Source organism: Allobosea sp., from assembly GCF_017308015.1.
In the GTDB taxonomy this organism is placed as follows: Bacteria; Pseudomonadota; Alphaproteobacteria; order Rhizobiales; family Beijerinckiaceae; genus Allobosea.
Map to the genome: position 1 here is coordinate 230,723 of NZ_JAFKFW010000005.1, position 19,700 is coordinate 250,422.

The following is a 19,700-nucleotide window of genomic DNA, read 5'->3' on the forward strand; positions in this document are numbered from 1 at the left end:
CACCTAGCGGCCGCCGAGACAGATCCAGCGTTTCCGTAACGCAGCGGTAATGCTCGATAGCATCGCGCAAGGCAGCGCTCTCGATCTCGTCTGAGGAGCCGGGCGTGCATGCGCCCAGCATCTTCAGGCGGGATTGCGCGCGCAGCATGTCGATCGGGGAACGGATCGGAGCAACTTGCATGGTTCACCTCCGGCGGCTGAACGCGCCTCGATATGCCGGGTTCCGCAGACGAGCTGCGATGTTCCGACGCATCCTTTTCTGAGCGCTGGGCGTGATCGCTAGGCTGCGAAACCCAAAGCCTCGAAAGCGCGTTGGATTGGCGGCGGCTGCTCGGATCGGCCGGCGGAAACGGGGGTATCGTGACGCAGGCCTATTCGGTGCTGGCGACCTATCGGCTGCAGTTCCACAAAGACTTTCCCTTCGCGCGCGGCGCGGCGCTGGCCGGATACCTGCGCAGGCTCGGGATCAGCCATGCCTATGCTTCGCCGATCCTGGCCGCCCGCGCCGGCTCGCTGCATGGCTACGACGTCATCAGCTATGACGAGGTCAACCCGGAGCTCGGTGGGATGGACGGGTTCCTGTCCATGGCCGAGGCGCTTCGCGCCGAAGGGATCGGCATCGTCCTCGACATCGTGCCGAACCATGTCGCCGTCGGCGGCGACGACAATGCGATGTGGCTCGACCTGCTCAAGAACGGGCGCGGCAGTCGCTATGCAGACTGGTTCGACATCGACTTCGACGATGCCGATCCGCTACTCGACGGACGGATCCACGCGCCTTTCCTCGGGGAACCCTTCGAGGAGGCACTTGCCGCTGGGAAGATCATGCTGGAGGAGGATCCCCAGCGGAGTGGTTTCGCCCTGCGCTATGGCGAGCATCTCTTTCCGATCCGGCCGGAGGATGACGCCGAGCTGCGCGGTTACTTCCCAGAGGCCCGGCGCGATCCTGACGCCCTGCGTGCTCTGATCGAACGACAGCATTTTCATCTGGACTACTGGCGCAATGCCGGCGACCGGCTCAACTGGCGTCGCTTCTTCGATATCACCCAGCTTGCCGGCATGCGGATGGAGCGACGGGACGCGTTCGAGGCGGCCCATCGCCTTGCCTTCTCGCTTTACGAAGGGGGCTGGATCGACGGCCTGCGTATCGATCATGTCGACGGCTTGGCCGATCCTGCCGGCTATTGCAGGGCTCTGCGAGCCCGTCTCTCGGCGCTGGCACCGCGACGCCCGGACTGGGCTGCACCCGGTCCAGCCTGGATCGTGGTCGAGAAAATCCTGGCATCCGGCGAGGCACTTCCCTCGGACTGGCAAACCGATGGAACGACGGGCTACGACTTCATGGATCAGGCCAGCGCGGTTCTGCATGCAGCAGATGAAGAGAACAGGCTCGGCCTGTTCTGGTCAGAGCTCAGCGGCCGGCCCGCGAACTTCGACGACGAGGAAATCGCGGCACGCCGCGAGATGCTGGACCATGCTTTCGACGGGCAGCTTGAAGCGATTACGGGCCGCCTGATGATGCTTTCCCAGGCTGCAGGCCGCGAGGCCGACATCCCTCGCGGCGCGATGAAGCGGGCCCTCGCAGCTATCACCTGCCACATGCGTTGCTATCGCACCTATCTGACCGGCGGCTGCGCCCCGGAAGATCCCGGTTCCGGCTTCAACGAGGCTGTGGCCGCCGCACGCGCGCAACCGCAGGCCGAGCTGCTCGCGATCGACTTCATCGAGGCCGTTTTGACCGGAATGGAGATGACTTTAGAACCGCGTGCCAGGCGCGCGGTGATCCGGCGCTTCAACCAGCTGACCTCGCCGCTCGCCGCCCGCAGCGTCGAGGATACGGCCTTCTATCGTTATGGACGGCTGCTCTCTCGCAACGATGTCGGCTTCGATGCTGCGCGGTTGACACTGCCCGTCGAAGAATTCCACCGGGCGATGGCCGAGCGGGCTCATCTCCAGCCTGCCGCCATGCTCGCCTTGTCGACGCACGATCACAAGCGCGGCGCCGACGTCCGCGCCCGCCTCGCGACGATCAGCCGGGACCCGCAGTCCTGGATGGACGAGGTGCAAGGCTGGTTTGCAATCAACGCGACGATCCGGCCGGACGGCTTGGACCGGGGCGACGAATACATGCTCTACCAGATGCTCATCGGCACATGGCCGGCTAATGGGATCGCCGGTGACTACGCCGACCGCATCGGTGGGTGGTGGCGCAAGGCCTTGCGCGAGGCAAAGCTGCGCACCGGCTGGGCCGCGCCCAATCAGGCCTATGAACAGCTCGCCGAGGATTTCCTGCATGCCCTCCTCGACCCGCGCGGCAACCGGGGCTTCCACGATACGCTCAAGCGCTATCTCGCGCAGATCGGCCCGGCCGGCGCTCTCAATGGTCTCGCGCAGACCGTGCTCCAGTGCACCGCTCCAGGCGTCCCGGATATCTACCAGGGCAGCGAGTTCTGGGACCTGAGCATGGTGGATCCGGACAACCGACGCCCTGTGGATTTTGCAGCGCGCGAGACAGCACTGCTGCAAGGCATCGATGAAGATCGCCTCCGCGCCGCCTGGAAAGACGGACGGATCAAGCAATTTCTTCTGGAGCGGCTCCTGAGGGCGCGGCGGCGCCATCCCGCATTGTTCAAGCGCGGCAGCTATCACCCTCTTTCCGTGAGAGGGCCACGGGCCGGCGACGCGATCGCATTCTGCCGCGAAACGGAGGAAGCGGTGCTCGCGGTCGTCTTGCCGATCGGCTGCGCAGCAGCGGATGTCGATGAAGCGCTTTCTCTGCGCGGGGAACGGTGGGGCGATACCGGCGTCACATTGCCGGCGACGGCCTCGCACTGGGAGCCGCTCCTCGGGCCACCGGCTTCGGAGAGACAGGTAAAGCTCGCGGATCGGGGGCTCGGCTGCCGCGTGCTGCTGGGCCATCGCTGAGCAGGTAACCGCCCTACGACAGGAAGGCGCGGAACGACCTGGGCCCGAGGCGCAGGCCGTCCGCTCCATTTTCCACCTCGCCCAGAGCGAAGATCGCCGCGCCGTCCGCCAGGCCACCGGCCACAGCATCGTCGCCGAAATTCGCCATGAGCGTCAAAATCCCTCCGCCAAGGGCCCAGGATGCGCGAACCGCGGATGGGCCGAGTGCTGCCGCGCCCGTGCTGCGACAGCCGTCGAGATAAGGGGCGACCCGGTCGCGCCTGAGCATGATGAGCTGCCGGTAGAAAGCCCTCCATCCCGCGCCATCGTCGGCGGCGACAGGCTTGCTGGCAGCGAAGGTTGCCGCGGCATTGGGATCGAAAAGCGGTCGCTCCCTTTCGGGATCGACATGGGCGAATTCGTGCCTGCGACCTTCCCTGACAGCTTGGGCGAGCTCCTCGTGATGATCGGTGAAATACAGGAAGGGAGCGCGGCTGCCCGCCTCCTCGCCCATGAAGATCAGGGGGATTTGTGGGGTCAGCAGCAGCAGCGCGACGGCGACCCTGACCGCGGCCGGATCGGCCAAAGCCAGCAAGCGTTCGCCGAACAGGCGGTTGCCGATCTGGTCATGGTTCTGCAGGCAGTTGACGAAGCGAGTGGGCGTCAAATGTGCGCTCGGCCGCCCGCGTGGCTCGCCGCTGAAGGAAGCGGTCTCGCCCTGGAACGCGAAGCCTTCCGCCAGCACACGCGCAAGATGGCGGGCCGGTTCGGTGGCGAAGCTGCCGTAATAGGTGGTGGCCTCGCCCGTCAGCAGGACATGGACGGCGTGATGGAAATCGTCGTTCCACTGCGCGTCGAAATGCGAGAGCAACCGGGAGTCGTTGGCATCGTTCTCAACAACGAGCTGGATATCGCGCTCCGCCGGGATGGCATTGCGGACCTCCCGCTCGAACTCCATGAGGAAATCGAGCGAGGGAATGGCATGGACGGCGTCTAGCCGCAGCCCATCGAACCGGTATTCGTCAAGCCATTGGATCGCGCAGGCGATAAAATAAGCGCGGACCTCCGGGCGATCGAAGTCGATCGCCGCACCCCAAGGCGTATGGCTGCCGCGGCGGAAGAATTGCGGCGCATAAGCGTGCAGATAGCAGCCATCCGGGCCGAAATGATTGAAAACGACGTCGAGATGGACAGCGAGTCCGAGTTCATGCGCCTGATCGACCAGTCGCTTCAATTCGCTGGGAGATCCGTAGGCGGCGGCCGGCGCGAAAGGTAGAACGCCGTCATAACCCCATGACCGCTCGCCCGGGAAATCGGCGATGGGCATCAGCTCGACGGCCGTGACGCCCAATTCGGCGAGACGCGGCAATTCCGCGGCTATCCCTGCGAAGCCGCCGGCAAGGCCGGGATGAATTTCGTATAGTACAGTCTCACGCCAAGGCCTGCCGCACCAGCCGCCGCAGCGCCAGGAATAAGCCGAGTCAGTAAGGACGCTCCAGCCATGAACCCCGCCCTTCTGCTGGCGCGAGGCGGGGTCCGGGAAGGTCAGCCCGTCCGGAGAGCGATAGCGGTAACGGGTTCCGAACGGCAGATCGGCGCGGTGCTCGAACCAGCCGCCGCCGGTCGCGGCCATCGGAAGGCTAACCGGTTCTCCGTCGATGTCGATCGAAACCGTCGCGAGCGCGGGCGCCCATAACCTGAACGTCGCAGCCGAGCCAGTCCTCCAGGCGCCGAAGCGAAAGATCCCCGTCATCGACAAGTATCGCGTCGGGGACGCCGGTATCTGCACGCCATGCCTATTCCCTGCCGTCGCCATCTGTTGTGCCGGGTCGCAAACCGGCAACGCACCTCCGAAGTTCCGGCTTTTTCTCGTAATTTGTACGCATTGGAACAATCGGCGCGGGACAAAGGGAACGCCTGCGGCGCCGTCCCGTTTTGTGGGAATACGCAACCCCAAAACGGGAGATGACGATGGGTTGGTTTTCAAAGGACATCGCAACGATGGACGACCTCTTCGTCCACACGCTTCAGGACATCTATTATGCGGAGAACCAGATCAGGAAGTCGCTTCCCGACATGATCGCGAAGGCGACGAACTCCGAGCTGAAAAGCGGGTTCGAAACGCACCTTCGTCAGACCGACGGGCATATCGACCGGCTCAAACAGGTCTTTCGCCTGCACGGCGCGGAGGAAAAGGGGGTCACCTGTCCCGCGATCGACGGCATTCTCGAAGAAGCCAGCGATATTGCCGGAGACGTGGCCGACAAGCAGGTGCTGGATGCCGCATTGATCGCCGCCGCACAGGCCGTCGAGCATTACGAGATCACGCGCTACGGCACCCTGGTTGCCTGGGCCAAGCAACTCGGCCGCGAGGATTGCGCCTCCCTCCTGCAGCAGACGCTCGATGAGGAGGACGCCACCGACAAGAAGCTGTCGAAGCTCGCCCTAAGCGGCGTCAATCGAAAAGCGGCCTGAGCGAGCCGACAACGACCCGCCACTGTACGGCTCCGTACAGTGGCGGAACGCTCATGCCATTCGATCGTTTTGCGCTGATGGCGGAGCATCATGACTTTTTTCTAAGAAAGCTCAGTCTCGGCACCGAGCTGTCGCCGGAAGACCGTTCCGCGCTGGTCGGGCTTTGCACGCCCGCTCGGCGGGTCGAGCCGCGGACTGATCTCGCAGACGAGGGCAGCCCACGCGGCGGCCTCATCCTGGTTCTGAGCGGCTGGGCCTGCCGCTATCGCGTTCTGGCAAATGGCAATCGCCAAATCACGGGCCTCCTGCTTCCGGGCGATTTTTCTCAGCCTTTCGGCATCACGCCGCAGAGATGGTCCTGCTCGCTGATGGCTCTGACGCCAGCCACGGTCTGCGAGCTTTCGCCGCGAGCGCTACGCTCTCTTGCCCTGGCTCACCCAACCATCGAGGATGCGCTTTGGCTTGACCTTTATCTTGAGCGTGACTTCGCCAGCGAACTTATCGTCAGTCTCGGCCGGCGTAGTGCGAGCGAACGCCTCGCCTGCATGCTGTGCGAGATTTACTCCAGATTGAAAGCCGTTGGGTTGGTCGATGAACGGAGTTTCGACCTGCCGGTCACACAAGCCGATCTGGCGGACCTGCTGGGATTATCGGCCGTCCACATCAATAGATCGCTCATGGATCTGCGTCGGCGCCGGCTCATCACCTGGCATGGCCGTCGCTTCGAAATCCTACGCCTGCACGAACTGCTCGATCTTGCCCAGGTCGAACCGGTTTATTCTGCTTCCTTGTTGTCCGGGACCCCGGAGGTAGCTCATGGATGAACGGGTCCTCCTACAGGAAGAAATTCAGCGGTTGCGCGTCGACAACAGACGCCTCCGCCGCCTGCTGGAAGCTGCCAACGCGCCGGCCGAGCTACGCCACCGTATGCGCTCGACCATCGCACTGTTGCTGCAGGTCATAAGGCAGTCGGCCCATCGCGCAACGAGCATCGACAGCTATGCTGCGCATCTCGCCGAGCGCGTCGAAGCCATCTCCCGAGCTCAGGCTGCTGCCGACGATCAGGGCTCGATCGACCTGCATTCGCTCCTGTCGGAGGAGCTGACCCGGTTTCGTGTGCTGGAAGGCGAGCGACTGGAGCTCTCAGGGCCCGCCGTGCGCTTCAATGCCAGGCCAGGACAGAGCATCGCTCTTGCGTTTCATGAACTCGCGCTCAATGCCATCGAACACGGCCCCCTGGGCTTGGATGACGGAAGACTCCGTATCCGATGGCATTTTGAAGACAAATCGCAGCACCATGTGCTTGTGCTGGAATGGCAGGAAAGCGGCGCTGAATCATGCCCATCGTCGGAAGCAGGTTTCGGAACACAGACTTTGACAGCAATGCTGTTTCACGAACTCGGGGCGCAGACCTCGCTATTCCATCATCAGCGCGGCACATCCTGCACGATCCGAATTCCATGGAACGAGGGACTGGGCTCGGTTCTCGACGAACAGCTCGTGCCGTTGTTCCGTTGATCGCCGCGACCGGCGATCCGGCGCATCACGCGCCGCTCACGCAAAGCGTATTTCGGCCGCTTAACGGCAATTGTGCCAATGGCCTTCAAGCATCAGCTTGGCGCTGTAGATAGCCTTGCCGCTGGTGTCGCGCACGGAAACCGCGAAAGTCCTGTGATCTCCATTCGGCAGCTCGTCCCTCGCCATGTCGGGCAGGGCGTCGAGCGCGGCCCTCCGTGCTGCCTCCGCGTCGGGGAACTCCTGCCCAACGTTGTCGATGAGCGGTCGCTGCCCGTCGGATGTGTCGATGAAGTAGCGTGGCATGGTGCGGGTCCTGATCGGGCAAGCCCCCTCGAAACGGCCCCGCTTGCCAGCCGGTTCCATCACACCGCCACAGCCTGAGCAACATGGCCTTTCGCATCACAGGTTAATGATATCGGCGAAATCCCGCGAAAACTAACCTGGGTAAAGGCGGATGGCGCCCGACAAGGACAGGCTCAAGCAGGAGGTCATGCCATGCAGAGCCCGACCGATCGCCTCGACCGAACGTTTTCCCTGGATGTCATCGTCACGCCGGAGCAGTTTCGCGACGCGCTGTCACGCCTCAGGGGACTGGAAATCGAAGGAGAGGATTCTCCGCGAAGCCGCGAGCGGGCCGCGCTTGGATATGGACTTGCCGGAGCAGATCGCCGAGGCAGGCCGGCAGATACTCGAAAAGAATTCGGAGTTGCCTTTCGGCAAGGCCGATATCGACGATCTTCCGATGGCTGGCGTGCCGGAATTTCTCGGCAAGCTGCACAAGGATTGAAGCAAAGGGCTTTTATCCCGACTTCGACCCCTTGGTATCGCGCTCACGCCCGTGACCTTCGCCTTGCGTCGCGTCGCCCGATCCTGAGAGCACCACCGGGTTGGCGCTGACCAGGCCGCCTGCGTTCGGCTCGGCTTCCGTCGGAGCGAACTGGCCTTTCGCATCACGTTGCGCGGCCTTTCCCGTCTTCACCTGCTGATCCAGCTTCTCGTCCAGCTTGTTCCCGCGTGTGGGCATTGCGTTTCCTCGCTTTGTGAAGTGGCTCTGGACCATCAAAGCCGCCTTCTCTTCAACCCGGCGGGCGACCGATGGTTTCCGATTCACAGCCCGGCCGGCAGGGAGCGTTCGGCACAGCACGGTCGGAAGCTGAGCGCGGGCGCCGCCATCCGATTCCACGTGGGAACTGGCCGTAGGGCTCGCGAGTTTCGGCGCCAAATCAATCGATTGATGGAATGAGAATGAGCCTGTCCCTATCCACCGGGCCCGACGATGCCTCGCCCGACCTCTTCCGCCCGCTGCAGGCTCGGGATTTCCTGAACCCGCCGATCCTGCTGGCCGGCGTCGTCGATAACCTGATGTATGCCTTCTTCCGGGATCGTCTGATGACGGCGCCGCTGGAAGGTGTCGTCGTCATCGAGCTCAGCACCTTGGGAGGCGACCCAGAGGTGGCACGGATGATGGGAGAGGATATCCGATTCCACAGCGAGCAGGAACCGAACCGGCGCTTCGTCTTCCTCGGCAAGGCTGCAATCTACTCGGCCGGCGCCACATTCATGAGCTTCTTCGCCCGCCCGAACCGTTACCTGACGCGCGGCACACGGCTCATGATCCACGAGCGCAAGCTGCAGGCCACCGTCACGCTCGACGGCCCGCTGACCATGTGCATCGCCAACCTCAAGGCGAAGCTCAACGAGATCGAGCAGTCGATCCAGATCCAGAACGAAGGGTTCCAGAATCTCATCGCCGGCTCATCGGTCACCATGGAGCAAGTGCTCAAGCTGGCGCCCGAGAACTGGTATATCGAGGCCAACGAGGCGATGAATCTTGGCCTCATCGAAGGCGTCATCTGAGAAGCGGGAGCTGCGCACGGCCGCTGGCGTGATGCTCGACCGTCTCCCCTTTAGATGCCCGCGCTCGAATAAATCCACGAGGATACGGTTCGACCTGGCGGCGTACTCGGTGCGTTAGCGCACCGAGTTCCACGGCCCTCGAACATCTGAAGGCCTCCATCGGTTCCTCTCCCGAGCCTTCGGGTTCTCCCAGCAACCGAACAATTGGAGGTTTGCCATGGCAAACAACAACGACCAGCGCGGCTTCGGCTCCATGGATGAGGACAAGCAGCGCGATATCGCGTCGAAGGGCGGCCAGAGCGTGCCGGCCGAGAAGCGCAGCTTCTCGCAGGATCACGACCTCGCCTCCGAGGCCGGCCGCAAGGGCGGCGAAAACAGTGGCGGCGGCGACCGTCAGCAGCAGGCGAGCGGCAACGACCGCAGCCAGCAAGGCGGCGATGGCAACCGCGGCGGTTCCGGCAACTTCGCCAACGATCGCGAGCGCGCCTCCGAGGCCGGCCGCAAGGGCGGCCAGAGCTGATCTGGCGGTGGCTGTCCCGCTTTCGGCGGGACAGCCAGTTCCATCTCATCGGGAGGGTACCGTGAAGGCTCTGGTTTGGCATGGAAAGAACGACATACGCTGCGAGGCGGTGCCTGATCCCGCGATCGAGCACCCGCGCGATGCCATCATCAAGGTCACGGCCTGCGCCATCTGCGGTTCCGATCTTCATATATTCGACGGCGTCATCCCGCAGATGAAAAGCGGAGACGTGATCGGCCATGAGACGATGGGCGAAGTCGTCGAAGTCGGTTCCCAGAACAGCAAACTGAAGGTCGGTGACCGTGTCGTCGTGCCCTTCACGATCTCCTGCGGCGAATGCTTCTTCTGCCAGCGCGGCTATTTCTCCGGCTGCGAACGCTCGAACCCCGACCGGGAAAAGGCCGCCAAGCTCTGGGGCAATTCGCCGGCTGGGCTGTTCGGCTACTCGCATCTGCTCGGCGGTTATTCGGGCGGCCAGGCGGAATATCTGCGTGTGCCCTATGCCGATATCGGCCCCCTTAAAGTCCCGTCAGGCCTCTCCGACGAGCAGGTCCTGTTCCTCTCCGACATCTTTCCGACCGGATACATGGCAGCCGAGTTCTGCGATATCCAAGGCGGCGAGACCATCGCGATCTGGGGCTGCGGGCCGGTCGGGCAATTCGCGATCAAAAGCGCCTTTCTGCTCGGCGCCGAGCGGGTGATCGCCATCGACACGGTGCCTGAACGCCTCGAACTGGCGCGCCGGAGCGGCGCACTCACGCTCGATTTCATGAGTGAGGATATCTACGAACGCATCATGGAATTGACCGCCGGGCGCGGCGCCGATGCCTGCATCGATGCTGTCGGCACCGAGCCGGAAACCATGGCAAGCGCCGATTCGATCCTCGATCGGATCAAGGTCGCGACCTTCATGGGCACGGACAGGCCGCATGTGCTGCGCCAGGCTATCCACTGCTGTCGCAATTTCGGCGTCGTCTCGATCGTCGGCGTCTATGGCGGCTTTCTCGACAAGATACCGATGGGATCGGCGATCAATCGCGGCCTGACCTTCCGCATGGCCCAGACACCGGTTCAGCACTACATGCCGAAGCTGCTCCAGCTGATCGAGGACGGGAAGATCGACCCCGGCTTCGTCATCACACACCGGGCTTCGCTTCAGGAAGGCCCCGAGCTCTACAAGACATTTCGCGCCAAGCAGGACGGCTGCATCAAGGCCATCATGACCCCGTGAAAGGAGGATTCCATGGGACAGGCAACGCCAACGACCAAGCTCGCCGTGGTCACCGGCGCATCCTCGGGCATCGGCTATGAACTCGCCGTGCAATGTGCCGGGCAAGGCTTCGACCTGATCATCGCCGCCGACGAGGCGGAGATCGACCAGGCCGGCGACAAGTTGCGCCGGATGGGCGTGGCCGTGGAGGCTCTCGAAGCCAATCTCGCGACGACCGAAGGCTGCGACAAGCTCTACGCCGCCCTTCAGGGCCGCCCTGTCGATGCCTTGCTCGCCAATGCAGGGCGGGGCCTCGGCCGTGCCTTCGTCGATCAAGACTGGCAGGATATCCGCTATGTCATCGACACGAACGTCACCGGCACCGTCTATCTGATCCAGAAGATCGCCCGCGACATGCGCGATCGCGGTGCCGGCCGTATTCTGATCACCGGCTCGATCGCCGGCTTCATGCCGGGTACTTTCCAGGCCGTCTATAACGGCACGAAGGCGTTCCTCGATTCCTTCTCCTTTGCGATCCGTGCCGAACTTGCCGAGACCGGCGTGACCGTCACCTGCCTGATGCCGGGCGCGACGGAAACCGAGTTCTTCGAACGCGCCGACATGCTCGACACCAAGGTCGGCACCGACGCGAAGGACGACCCTGCCGAGGTCGCGAAGACGGGGTTCGACGCGATGATGGCGGGAGAAGGCGATGTCGTCAGCGGCTGGTACAACAAGCTTCAGTCCGCGATCGCAAATGTAACTCCGGCCAGCGTCCTGGCCGAGCAGCACCGCAAGATGGCCGCTCCCGGCACCGCGAAGCGCTGAGCGGGCCAAGAGCGCGAGGAGCAAACGATGTCTGGACGCCAGAAGACAGAGACTGCTTTCGACCGAGCCCGCGAGCGGGTCGAGAGCCACCTGTCTGATAGGGATGGAAAGGGCGACAAGCTGACACCGCCAGCTGGCCCACACTCCAGCGAAGAGACGACGGACGAGGCGAAGACCCCGGGAAGCGGCGCGCTATCACCGCCCCGGCCGCGTCATGATATCGAGACGGGCACGGGCTGAGGCACGCATTCTTAGACTAAACAGTTTCGTTAGCCCTGCTTGTCGAGGTCGACAATCTTGATCGTTCCGCTCGGCTTGCGTTCTTGCGCCTCCCTCTGCTGTCCTCCCCCGACTTCCGAATGATGCTTTTCGGCCGCGAAGTCTTCGGGGTCATCCGCTTCATAGGGCGCATGAGGTCCCGTCGGGTGCGTCGAGCGTGGGCTAGGACCTGCGCGATTCTCGTTTTCTTCACCCGGCTGCCCAGGCCTGCGCGCGGTATTGTAGGCGGCCGACGCATCCGTAGCTTTGTTGGGAACCTTGTTCATTGATCTATCCTCCTGTGAGGTAAATGTCCTCCACCGGGAAGCTCGAGCCGCCCACTACTGGCGAGGGGCAGGCAGCTTTTGAAGATCAGTCGGGCTTTTCGGCGCGTCCTGCGGATCGACATGCCCGGACCGCTGCTCGCGCAGTGTGTCTGCATGGTAGAGATTGAAGCCTACGAAGATCACGACGATCATCGCGGCGATGACGGCAACGTTCATCAAAGCGGCTCTTCCGGCCTTGCGTGGCGGCGGCGGTACACGATTTGCGGTCATGAGGGTCCGACTTCGGCATAATCGGTGATCTTGATCGAACGCGAGCCGGCCCGGCGCGTTCCCTCGATCGAGAATCCGCCGATCTCGAAGAAGGCCGTTTTCCTCTTTGATCGTCCGGCCAAGCGCGGGAACCGGGCTCGTCTTGGTGGTGTTCTAGAAGCGCCCGCCTGTGGAGGCCGGCCGCCAATCCGGGGGATTCAACCTTGTCCGCACCGTCTCGTCGCGCGATGCTCGCCCTGTTATCCGGCGCCTGCATGTTCGGGAACAGTTCGGCGCGGGCCCAGGTGCCCGCTGGATCCAAGAAAGGCTTCGGCTACGACGACGTCGTCCAGCGGGCGACGGCGCTGGCGAAGCAACCCTTCGATGCCGAAAGCGCGAAGATCCCGGCCGAGCTCTCGAGCCTGACCTATGACAGCTATCGTGAAATCCGGTTTCGCCGCGACAAGGCCTTCTGGCGCGAGGGCGGCTCGGATTTCCGCCTGCTGCCCTTCCATCTGGGCTTTCTGCACAACAAGCCGGTCCAGGTTCACATCATCAGCCACGGCAACGCGGTCCCGATTCCCTTCACGACAGGTCTGTTCGAATACGGCAAGGTTCCCATCCCCAAGGGACTTTCACCGGCGCTCGGCTTCGCGGGCTTTGCGGTGACCACCAACCTGAACGACCCGAAGGTCCAGGACGAAGTCATCTCCTTCCTGGGCGCGAGCTATTTCCGGCTGATCGGGCGGGGGCATCGCTATGGGCTGTCGGCGCGCTCACTCGCGCTGGATGTCGGTGGCGAAGGGCCCGAGGAGTTCCCGTTCATGCGGGCGCTATGGGTCGAGGAGCCCTCTCGCGACTCGACCGAGCTGGTGATCTACGCCCTGCTCGATTCCCCGTCGGTCGCAGGCGCCTTTCGCTATGTCGTGCGCCCAGGGCGCGACACCTCCATGGACGTCACGGCAACCATCATCCCGCGCCGGGAGATTGCACGGATCGGCATCGCGCCGCTGACCTCGATGTTCCAGGCCGGAGAAGGCGATCTCGGTCAACGAACCGATTTCCGTCCCGAAATCCACGATTCGGACGGGCTGATGATGCAAGCCGGCAGCGGCGAGTGGATCTGGCGTCCCATTCGCAACCCCAAGGCGCTGCGCATATCGAGCTTCGGCGACAAGAACCCGCGCGGCTTCGGACTGATGCAGCGCGACCGCGACTTTGGCAGCTATCAGGATCTCGAAGCGCGCTACGATGCACGGCCAGGCTACTGGGTGCAGCCTCAGGGCGACTGGGGCGAGGGCCGGGTCGACCTCATCGAGATACCGACGAATAACGAAGCCTTCGACAACATCGTCGCCTGCTGGACGCCCGGCAAGCCGCTGCCCGTCGGAGAACCCGCCGAATTCGGCTACCGCATCTCGGCACTGTCGACGACTTGGCACCTGCACCCCTACGCGCAGGTGCAGCAGAGCTTCAACGGCTCCGATATCGAGGACGGCGTCTCCCAAGGGCAAGGCACGAAACGCTTTATCGTCGATTTCGCCGGCGGCGACCTCGCCTATTACCAGCGTGAGCCCGACCGCTTGGAGCTCGTCGCGACGACGACGGCCGGCGCCATCACTACGAAGATCCTGACGTTCAATGCGCCGCTGAAAGGTGTGCGCGCCATCGTCGACGCAACGCTGCCGGACGGCCAGTCGGCTGAGCTTCGCCTGTTCCTGAAATCGCGCAATCGCACCTTGAGCGAGACCTGGACGGCGACCTGGTCGGTACCGGCGGGCGACTCCGCCAAGCTACAGCCTTCGAAGATCGAACCGGCACGCAACTGATGCCTCTGCCCTTCATTCCGATATGCTTATGACGCTCCGACAGCACCCTCTCGTCATCGCGCTCGTCTCGGCCGTTCTGGGTATCGTGGGCTGTCTCGTCGTCGGCAACCTGCTGCCGGAGCCGCAGGAGCTGAAGCAACCGCTTCCACATCACCTCGCCTCGTCGGATCGTCAGCTCAGGACGTCGATGGGCGCTCTCTTCGGCTCGAACTACGTGCCCGGCAACAAGGTCGAGACGCTGGTCAACGGGATCAGGATCTTCCCCGCGATGCTGACAGCCATTCGCGAGGCGCGGCAGACGATCAGCTTCGAGACCTATATCTACTGGCGCGGCGCCATTGCCGAGGAATTTGCCGATGCCCTCTCGGCAAAGGCACGGGATGGATTGAGCGTGAAGGTGCTGCTCGACTGGGTCGGGAGCCTCCCGATGGACGAGCAGCTTATCCAGCGGATGCAAGACGCCGGCGTCGAGGTTGTCCGGTTTCGCCCCGTCACCTGGTATACGCTCGACCGCGTCAACAACCGCACCCATCGGAAGCTGCTTGTCGTCGACGGGCGTGTGGGTTTCACCGGTGGGGTCGGGATCGCCGATGAATGGAACGGCGATGCGCGCACGCCGAACGAATGGCGCGACACTCACTATCGCATCGAAGGACCAGCCGTGGCGGAATTCCAAGCTGCCTTTGCCGAGCACTGGATCGAGGCGACCGGGGAGCTGCTCTTGGGCGACCGCTTCTTTCCGGAGATCGCCCCGGCAGGCGACCACGCCGCGCAGGTCGTCGTCAGCTCGACCCATCAGCGCAATACCCTGCATCTCATGCTGATGACGGCGCTCGCCGCCGCGCAGAAGAGCATTCGCATCGCGACGCCCTATTTCGTTCCCGACGAACTGACGCGCCAGCAGCTTCTCGAGGCCCGCAAGCGCGGCGTCGAGATCGAGATCATCGTGCCGGGGCCTCGCACGGATGCACGTATCGTCAGGAAGGCGTCGCGACACCTCTGGGGCGACCTGCTCCAGGCCGGCGTAAGGATCAGCGAGTATCAACCGACCTTCTTTCACTGCAAGCTCGTCATCGTCGACGATGTCTGGGCCTCCGTCGGCTCGACGAATATCGACGACCGCGCTCTCAGGCTGAACGACGAAGCCAACATCAACCTGTTCGATCGGGACTTCGCCAGAACCCAGACGGCCTTGTTCGACAAGGATGCCGCAGCCTCCCGCCCCTATACCTTCTCTGACTGGCAAAGCCGTTCACCGAGCGAGAAATTCTCGGACTGGCTCTCCAGCCTCGCTCGATCGCAGATTTGACGTCGCACACAAGCCCATTTGTCGAACGGTGCTCGTCACAACCAAGCCATCGAACACATCGCCGTGCCAGTGACAGGCAGCTCCACTAACCGATCATGCCGAAATCAGAATCGAGAGCTTTCATAACGCTTCGGCTCATATAGCATTTGATGCAGCGCGAGACGGAACGATCTCATATCTGCGAGACGTCATCCGACGTGGCAGGAAACGAATGGACAAGCAGCACTATCTAGAACGGCTCGTTCTCAAGCTGGAAACCCATGTCCCCCTGCCCCCGACCGAGCGGGAGAGGCTGCTGCAACTGCCGCTCACCTTGAAGCGCCTGGAAGCCAATCACGACATTGTCCGCGAAGGAGAACTTACGCAGCAGTGTTGCCTCGTCGCCGAAGGGCTGGTCTGTCGTTATAAGATCGTTGGCGACGGTGCGCGGCAGATATTGTCGCTCCACCTTCCCGGCGACATTCCGGATATCCACTCGCTCCTGATCGAGCGCATGGATCATTGCCTGGGAACGCTGACGCCGGCGGTGGTCGGTCTCATCCCGCACGAAGCGGTCCGGTCGCTTACGCGGGCTTCCTATCGGATATCGGAAGCGTTCTGGCGCGAAACGCTCATCGAAGCCTCGATTTATCGTGAGTGGATGGTCGGTATCGGGCGCCGGGCGGCGCCGAGCCGGATCGCCCATCTGCTCTGCGAGTTCATCACCAAGATGACGGCGATCGGCTTGTCCGACGGCGTGATCTGCAATTTGCCTTTGACGCAACCCGAGATCGCCGATGCGCTTGGCCTGTCAACGGTTCACATGAACAAGAAGCTCCGGGAAATCCGAGAGGCCAGACTTGTTCGGATCAGGGCCAATCGACTGACGGTTCTGGACTGGAAAGGCCTTTGCAGTTTGGCTGAGTTCGATCCGGATTATTTGCATCTCCAACCCGGCGCCGCCAAAATCAAAGACGATTGAGGAACAGGTTTGCCTTGGCTGCATTAGGCAGGCATGCCCAGCTATTTCTTTCACACGCGCGATGGACAGAAGCTCGAAATCGACGAGGAGGGTACGGATTTACCCGACGACCAAAGCGCGCGAAATGCCGCGAAGGAACTACTAGCGGCCCTGAATCGCGAAAAGCTGCCCAACGGTGATCACATGTCCCTTTCAGTCACCGTGCAGAATGACGAGGGCGTTGACATTTACGTGGTAAACTTGCGGCTTGATGGCGCCTCCGCTGACATTCCGCCCAGTCCGAAGATCAGGAAGCCGGATCGATAAAACGGGCTGGCGGCGGTTTCATGCTGATGCTTCGCTGAGGCAATCGACCGCATCGCAGACTGCGGCCATGCACAGGGAGGAGCGAGGCGCAATAGCATTTGTTATTGCTCCCAGAGCTTTGATCGTTGCAGAGAAGTGCGTCTCTCCAGCTGGTTCCGTGCATGCCTATCTCCCAGGCGTTCTTCCGACGCTCGAACGCCCTGCTTTTGGCCATCGGCATCGCGGTGCTGGTCGTTATCGTGGCGACGTCGCTATGGCTGACGAGCGCGAGCGAACGCTATTTCGGCGAGGTCACGGCTGCCCGCGCGGTCCGGAGCGCGACCGCAGACCTGTTGTCACTGGTGCAGGATGCCGAAACTGGCCAGCGCGGCTTTCTGCTGACACGAGAAGAAGCCTATCTCGAGCCTTACAACATCGCGGTCTCGAAACTGGCGGCTCAGCGGGCGAATCTGGAGCGAGCCGCGGCCAAGCTGCGCGAGATCGGACCGTTGCTTCAGCGCGTCACGAGCGAGCTCGATCAGAAGATGGCGGAGCTTGCTGCAACGGTCGAGGCGACGCGCAGAGGCGACATCGAGACCGCCATGCGGATGGTCCGCAGCGGAACCGGCAAGCGGCTTATGGACGATCTGCGGACCGACCTGAACGCCATTCTGACCAATTCTGAAGCGGAGCTGAGGGAAGCGATCGATGCGCAGCTCACCGCCTCGACGCGGCTGCGCTGGACGACGATCATCGGCGCGATCCTGATCCTCGCCATGGCTGGAGCAGCGAGCTGGACGATCGTCAGCTACACCCGCGAACTCGTCGCGGCTCGTCGCGAGGTCGAAACGCTGAATGTCGGGCTTGAGGAACGCGTTCGCGAACGAACCGATGCGCTCATCAAGGCCAATGAGGAGGTTCAGCGCTTCGCCTATATCGTGACGCATGACCTGCGCGCGCCGCTGGTGAACATCATGGGCTTCACCAGCGAGCTGGAGGCGATGTTCAAACCGATCGACACCTATGTCGCCGCGGGAAATGCAGCTTCCCCAGAGCAGAAGTCGGCTGCCGAAGAGGCTCTGCGGGTCGATGTTGCCGAGGCGATCGGCTTCATCCGGTCGTCTACGCGAAAGATGGACGGGCTCATCAACGCGATCCTCAAAATCTCCCGCGAGGGGCGGCGCGAGTTGCGGGCCGAGAGCGTCGACCTTGCCGCGCTCATCGAGACGGCCGCAGCGGCGGTCCACCATCAGGCCAGTGCGGAGGAAGGTGGCGGGATCGAGATCGACTCGCAGGTTCCCCGCATTACGAGCGATCGCCTCTCGCTTGATCAGGTCATGGGCAATCTCCTGGACAACGCCATCAAGTACAGGGCGCCGGAGCGCCCGATCCGGATCGCCGTCCGCACGCGCAGGGAGCGCCGCGGCTGGGTGAAAATCGAGATCGAAGACAATGGCCGCGGCATCGCGGCGACGGATCACGAGCGCATCTTCGAGCTGTTCCGGCGCTCCGGCACTCAGAACACGGCAGGCGAAGGCATCGGCCTCGCCCATGTCCGCACGATGGTGCGCAATCTCGGCGGCGACATCGCCGTGCGCTCAGAACTCGGGAAGGGCACGACCTTTACCGTGACCCTGCCCCCCGACCTCGCGGCCTACAGACGGAGTGCCGAAGCGTGACCAATGGAAAGCCCGTCTCGATCATCATGATCGAGGATGATGAAGGCCATGCCCGCCTCATCGAGAAGAACATCCGCCGCGCCGGCGTCAGCAACGAGATCATCCCCTTCGCCAACGGCACGGATGCGCTGAATTATCTGTTCGGCTCCGATGGTTCCGGTGCCGTGAGCGCCGGCCGCCAGCTCCTGATCCTGCTCGATCTCAACCTGCCCGATATGGGCGGCGTCGACATCCTCGAGAAGGTGAAAGCGAACACGCATACCAAGCGCTCGCCGGTGGTCGTGCTCACCACGACCGACGACAGCCGCGAGATCCAGCGCTGCTACGATCTCGGCGCCAATGTCTATATCACCAAGCCGGTGGACTATGACGGCTTCGCCAACGCGATCCGCCAGCTCGGGCTGTTCTTCTCCGTGATACAGGTTCCGGAAACGCCATGATCGGCTTGCGTGGCCGCAGCTGATGCCGAACCGGCCGATCAACGTCCTCTATATCGACGACGACGCCACGCTGGGGCGGCTCGTGCAGCGCATGCTCGCGCGCCACAACTATGTCGTGGAGCATGTCGAAACCGCCGATGCGGGGCTCGCGCGCGCAGAAGCGGGCGGCATGGACGTCATCATCCTCGACCACGATCTCGGGACGGCGTCTGGGCTCGATGTCCTTTCGGTGTTGTCCAAAGACGCGGCGTCTCCCGCAGTCATCTATGTGACCGCATCATCGGAGCTGTCGATCGCGGTGACCGCGCTCAAGGCCGGCGCCATGGACTATGTCGTCAAGACGGTCGGTGAGGATTTCGAGATCCTGCTACGGGCGGCTCTGGAGCATGCGGTCGTCAAGACGCGGCTAACCCGCGCCCGTGAACAGGCCGAGCAGGAAGTCCGGGCCGCACGTGACCGGGCCGTGACGCTACTGGCGGAAGTGAATCACCGCGTCGCCAACAGCCTGTCGCTGGTCGGCTCGCTCGTCAGGATGCAGGCCAATTCGGTCGAGGATCCGGGCGCCAAGGCGGCGCTGGCTGAGACGCAGGCGCGTATCACGGCGATCGGCAACCTGCATCGCAGCCTTTACACCTCGGACGATGTCCGTGCCGTCGATCTCGCCGGTTATCTCCGCTCGCTGCTCGACGAGTTCGCCCAATCGCTCGCCGGTTCTGGCCAGATGCCCGTGATCCGCTTCGAAGCCGAAACCGTGCTGGCAAAGACCGACAAGGCGATCTCGATCGGGCTGATCGCGACGGAACTCGTCACCAACGCGCTGAAATACGCCTACCCGAACGGCCAGGGCGAAGTCCGGGTCAGCCTTTCTCGCGAGGGCGATATCGTCACGCTCAAGGTCGTCGATGACGGGATCGGCTGGAGCGGAACCGGCACGATCAGGGGCACCGGCCTCGGCAGCAAGATCGTGCGTGCGATGGCGAAGAGCCTCGCCACCGAACTGCGCTACGCGGATACGGGCGGACGCGGCACGCACGCCGTCATGGAACTGTCCTTCGCCGGCCTGGCACCTCCGGCGTCCGAAGTGGCCTGAA

21 protein-coding genes are annotated in these 19,700 nt (G+C 63.1%); 16 read left to right on the top strand and 5 right to left on the bottom strand.

The window, feature by feature from the left end:
• Positions 1–360 precede the first annotated feature (360 nt).
• Entirely contained in the window at positions 361–2,925 is a 2,565-nt protein-coding gene (treY, locus tag J0I42_RS06665) for a malto-oligosyltrehalose synthase (protein WP_291653986.1), read from the top strand.
• 13 nt (positions 2,926–2,938) lie between these two features.
• Here treY and treZ read toward each other — a convergent pair whose 3' ends face one another.
• Positions 2,939–4,891 carry a malto-oligosyltrehalose trehalohydrolase gene (gene treZ, locus J0I42_RS06670; protein WP_291653988.1) on the bottom strand — a complete coding sequence of 651 codons (1,953 nt, stop codon included), beginning with the start codon at positions 4,889–4,891 and terminating at the stop codon, positions 2,939–2,941.
• On the opposite strand from treZ, the gene J0I42_RS06675 reads away from it, so the two are divergent.
• The 3 genes from J0I42_RS06675 to J0I42_RS06685 are packed head-to-tail and all read left to right on the top strand — an operon-like array spanning position 4,876 to position 6,897.
• On the top strand, positions 4,876–5,379 hold the full coding sequence (locus J0I42_RS06675; protein ID WP_061966339.1) for a YciE/YciF ferroxidase family protein: 504 nt from the start codon (positions 4,876–4,878) through the stop codon (positions 5,377–5,379). The two genes, treZ and J0I42_RS06675, sit on opposite strands and share 16 nt — an antisense overlap.
• 53 nt (positions 5,380–5,432) lie before the next feature.
• Entirely contained in the window at positions 5,433–6,203 is a 771-nt protein-coding gene (locus J0I42_RS06680) for a Crp/Fnr family transcriptional regulator (protein ID WP_291653990.1), read from the top strand.
• A complete protein-coding gene (locus J0I42_RS06685; RefSeq protein ID WP_291653992.1) occupies positions 6,196–6,897 on the top strand; it encodes an HWE histidine kinase domain-containing protein in 702 nt (233 codons plus the stop codon). Before J0I42_RS06680 ends, J0I42_RS06685 begins: the two co-directional genes overlap by 8 nt.
• 60 nt (positions 6,898–6,957) lie before the next feature.
• Here the strand turns inward: J0I42_RS06685 and J0I42_RS06690 are convergent, their stop codons facing one another.
• Complete coding sequence (locus J0I42_RS06690) at positions 6,958–7,200, bottom strand: DUF6894 family protein (RefSeq protein ID WP_061966394.1); 243 nt, start codon at positions 7,198–7,200, stop codon at positions 6,958–6,960.
• A gap of 151 nt (positions 7,201–7,351) precedes the next feature.
• On the opposite strand from J0I42_RS06690, the gene J0I42_RS06695 reads away from it, so the two are divergent.
• Positions 7,352–7,684 carry a hypothetical protein gene (locus J0I42_RS06695; protein ID WP_291653996.1) on the top strand — a complete coding sequence of 111 codons (333 nt, stop codon included), beginning with the start codon at positions 7,352–7,354 and terminating at the stop codon, positions 7,682–7,684.
• Positions 7,685–7,696: 12 nt separating this feature from the next.
• On the opposite strand, the gene J0I42_RS06700 is transcribed toward J0I42_RS06695, so the two are convergent.
• Positions 7,697–7,921, bottom strand: a complete 225-nt coding sequence (locus tag J0I42_RS06700) for a hypothetical protein (RefSeq protein ID WP_291653998.1) — start codon at positions 7,919–7,921, stop codon at positions 7,697–7,699.
• 221 nt (positions 7,922–8,142) lie between these two features.
• On the opposite strand from J0I42_RS06700, the gene J0I42_RS06705 reads away from it, so the two are divergent.
• The 4 genes from J0I42_RS06705 (at position 8,143) to J0I42_RS06720 (ending at position 11,312) form a co-directional block, all read left to right on the top strand.
• On the top strand, positions 8,143–8,754 hold the full coding sequence (locus J0I42_RS06705) for a peptidase S14 (protein WP_244492757.1): 612 nt from the start codon (positions 8,143–8,145) through the stop codon (positions 8,752–8,754).
• A gap of 217 nt (positions 8,755–8,971) precedes the next feature.
• A complete protein-coding gene (locus tag J0I42_RS06710) occupies positions 8,972–9,274 on the top strand; it encodes a con-10 family general stress protein (protein ID WP_061966333.1) in 303 nt (100 codons plus the stop codon).
• A 61-nt stretch (positions 9,275–9,335) separates the two neighbouring features.
• The gene (locus tag J0I42_RS06715) at positions 9,336–10,505 is read left to right on the top strand and encodes a zinc-dependent alcohol dehydrogenase (protein ID WP_061966332.1); all 1,170 of its coding nucleotides are present in this window, start codon (positions 9,336–9,338) and stop codon (positions 10,503–10,505) included.
• Between the two features lie 12 nt (positions 10,506–10,517).
• Positions 10,518–11,312, top strand: a complete 795-nt coding sequence (locus J0I42_RS06720; RefSeq protein WP_291654003.1) for an SDR family NAD(P)-dependent oxidoreductase — start codon at positions 10,518–10,520, stop codon at positions 11,310–11,312.
• A gap of 269 nt (positions 11,313–11,581) precedes the next feature.
• Here J0I42_RS06720 and J0I42_RS06725 read toward each other — a convergent pair whose 3' ends face one another.
• Positions 11,582–11,857, bottom strand: a complete 276-nt coding sequence (locus J0I42_RS06725; protein ID WP_291654005.1) for a hypothetical protein — start codon at positions 11,855–11,857, stop codon at positions 11,582–11,584.
• A gap of 54 nt (positions 11,858–11,911) precedes the next feature.
• The gene (locus tag J0I42_RS06730; RefSeq protein WP_291654007.1) at positions 11,912–12,073 is read right to left on the bottom strand and encodes a hypothetical protein; all 162 of its coding nucleotides are present in this window, start codon (positions 12,071–12,073) and stop codon (positions 11,912–11,914) included.
• A gap of 338 nt (positions 12,074–12,411) precedes the next feature.
• Between J0I42_RS06730 and J0I42_RS06735 the strand changes: the two genes are divergently transcribed.
• The 7 genes from J0I42_RS06735 to J0I42_RS06765 all read left to right on the top strand — a co-directional run bounded on the left by J0I42_RS06735 (position 12,412) and on the right by J0I42_RS06765 (position 19,699).
• Positions 12,412–13,935 carry an OpgD/OpgG family glucan biosynthesis protein gene (locus tag J0I42_RS06735; protein WP_291654008.1) on the top strand — a complete coding sequence of 508 codons (1,524 nt, stop codon included), beginning with the start codon at positions 12,412–12,414 and terminating at the stop codon, positions 13,933–13,935.
• Positions 13,936–13,963: 28 nt separating this feature from the next.
• A complete protein-coding gene (locus J0I42_RS06740; protein ID WP_291654010.1) occupies positions 13,964–15,244 on the top strand; it encodes a phospholipase D-like domain-containing protein in 1,281 nt (426 codons plus the stop codon).
• A gap of 211 nt (positions 15,245–15,455) precedes the next feature.
• A complete protein-coding gene (locus J0I42_RS06745) occupies positions 15,456–16,205 on the top strand; it encodes a Crp/Fnr family transcriptional regulator (RefSeq protein WP_291654012.1) in 750 nt (249 codons plus the stop codon).
• A 33-nt stretch (positions 16,206–16,238) separates the two neighbouring features.
• Positions 16,239–16,511, top strand: a complete 273-nt coding sequence (locus J0I42_RS06750; protein ID WP_061966326.1) for a DUF6894 family protein — start codon at positions 16,239–16,241, stop codon at positions 16,509–16,511.
• A 161-nt stretch (positions 16,512–16,672) separates the two neighbouring features.
• On the top strand, positions 16,673–18,169 hold the full coding sequence (locus J0I42_RS06755) for a sensor histidine kinase (RefSeq protein ID WP_291654015.1): 1,497 nt from the start codon (positions 16,673–16,675) through the stop codon (positions 18,167–18,169).
• A gap of 26 nt (positions 18,170–18,195) precedes the next feature.
• Entirely contained in the window at positions 18,196–18,609 is a 414-nt protein-coding gene (locus J0I42_RS06760) for a response regulator (protein WP_061966392.1), read from the top strand.
• Positions 18,610–18,631: 22 nt separating this feature from the next.
• Complete coding sequence (locus J0I42_RS06765) at positions 18,632–19,699, top strand: histidine kinase dimerization/phosphoacceptor domain -containing protein (RefSeq protein ID WP_291654017.1); 1,068 nt, start codon at positions 18,632–18,634, stop codon at positions 19,697–19,699.
• Position 19,700: the final 1 nt, after the last annotated feature.

Excerpts from the sequence above, each read along its gene's own strand:
- J0I42_RS06675 (WP_061966339.1), top strand. The coding sequence starts at position 4,876 with ATGGGTTGGTTTTCAAAGGACATCGCAACGATGGACGACCTCTTCGTC.
- J0I42_RS06680 (WP_291653990.1), top strand. The coding sequence starts at position 5,433 with ATGCCATTCGATCGTTTTGCGCTGATGGCGGAGCATCATGACTTTTTT.
- J0I42_RS06685 (WP_291653992.1), top strand. The coding sequence starts at position 6,196 with ATGGATGAACGGGTCCTCCTACAGGAAGAAATTCAGCGGTTGCGCGTC.
- J0I42_RS06690 (WP_061966394.1), bottom strand. The coding sequence starts at position 7,200 with ATGCCACGCTACTTCATCGACACATCCGACGGGCAGCGACCGCTCATC.
- J0I42_RS06695 (WP_291653996.1), top strand. The coding sequence starts at position 7,352 with ATGGCGCCCGACAAGGACAGGCTCAAGCAGGAGGTCATGCCATGCAGA.
- J0I42_RS06700 (WP_291653998.1), bottom strand. The coding sequence starts at position 7,921 with ATGCCCACACGCGGGAACAAGCTGGACGAGAAGCTGGATCAGCAGGTG.
- J0I42_RS06705 (WP_244492757.1), top strand. The coding sequence starts at position 8,143 with ATGAGCCTGTCCCTATCCACCGGGCCCGACGATGCCTCGCCCGACCTC.
- J0I42_RS06710 (WP_061966333.1), top strand. The coding sequence starts at position 8,972 with ATGGCAAACAACAACGACCAGCGCGGCTTCGGCTCCATGGATGAGGAC.
- J0I42_RS06720 (WP_291654003.1), top strand. The coding sequence starts at position 10,518 with ATGGGACAGGCAACGCCAACGACCAAGCTCGCCGTGGTCACCGGCGCA.
- J0I42_RS06725 (WP_291654005.1), bottom strand. The coding sequence starts at position 11,857 with ATGAACAAGGTTCCCAACAAAGCTACGGATGCGTCGGCCGCCTACAAT.
- J0I42_RS06730 (WP_291654007.1), bottom strand. The coding sequence starts at position 12,073 with ATGAACGTTGCCGTCATCGCCGCGATGATCGTCGTGATCTTCGTAGGC.
- J0I42_RS06740 (WP_291654010.1), top strand. The coding sequence starts at position 13,964 with ATGACGCTCCGACAGCACCCTCTCGTCATCGCGCTCGTCTCGGCCGTT.
- J0I42_RS06745 (WP_291654012.1), top strand. The coding sequence starts at position 15,456 with ATGGACAAGCAGCACTATCTAGAACGGCTCGTTCTCAAGCTGGAAACC.
- J0I42_RS06750 (WP_061966326.1), top strand. The coding sequence starts at position 16,239 with ATGCCCAGCTATTTCTTTCACACGCGCGATGGACAGAAGCTCGAAATC.
- J0I42_RS06755 (WP_291654015.1), top strand. The coding sequence starts at position 16,673 with ATGCCTATCTCCCAGGCGTTCTTCCGACGCTCGAACGCCCTGCTTTTG.
- J0I42_RS06760 (WP_061966392.1), top strand. The coding sequence starts at position 18,196 with ATGATCGAGGATGATGAAGGCCATGCCCGCCTCATCGAGAAGAACATC.
- J0I42_RS06765 (WP_291654017.1), top strand. The coding sequence starts at position 18,632 with ATGCCGAACCGGCCGATCAACGTCCTCTATATCGACGACGACGCCACG.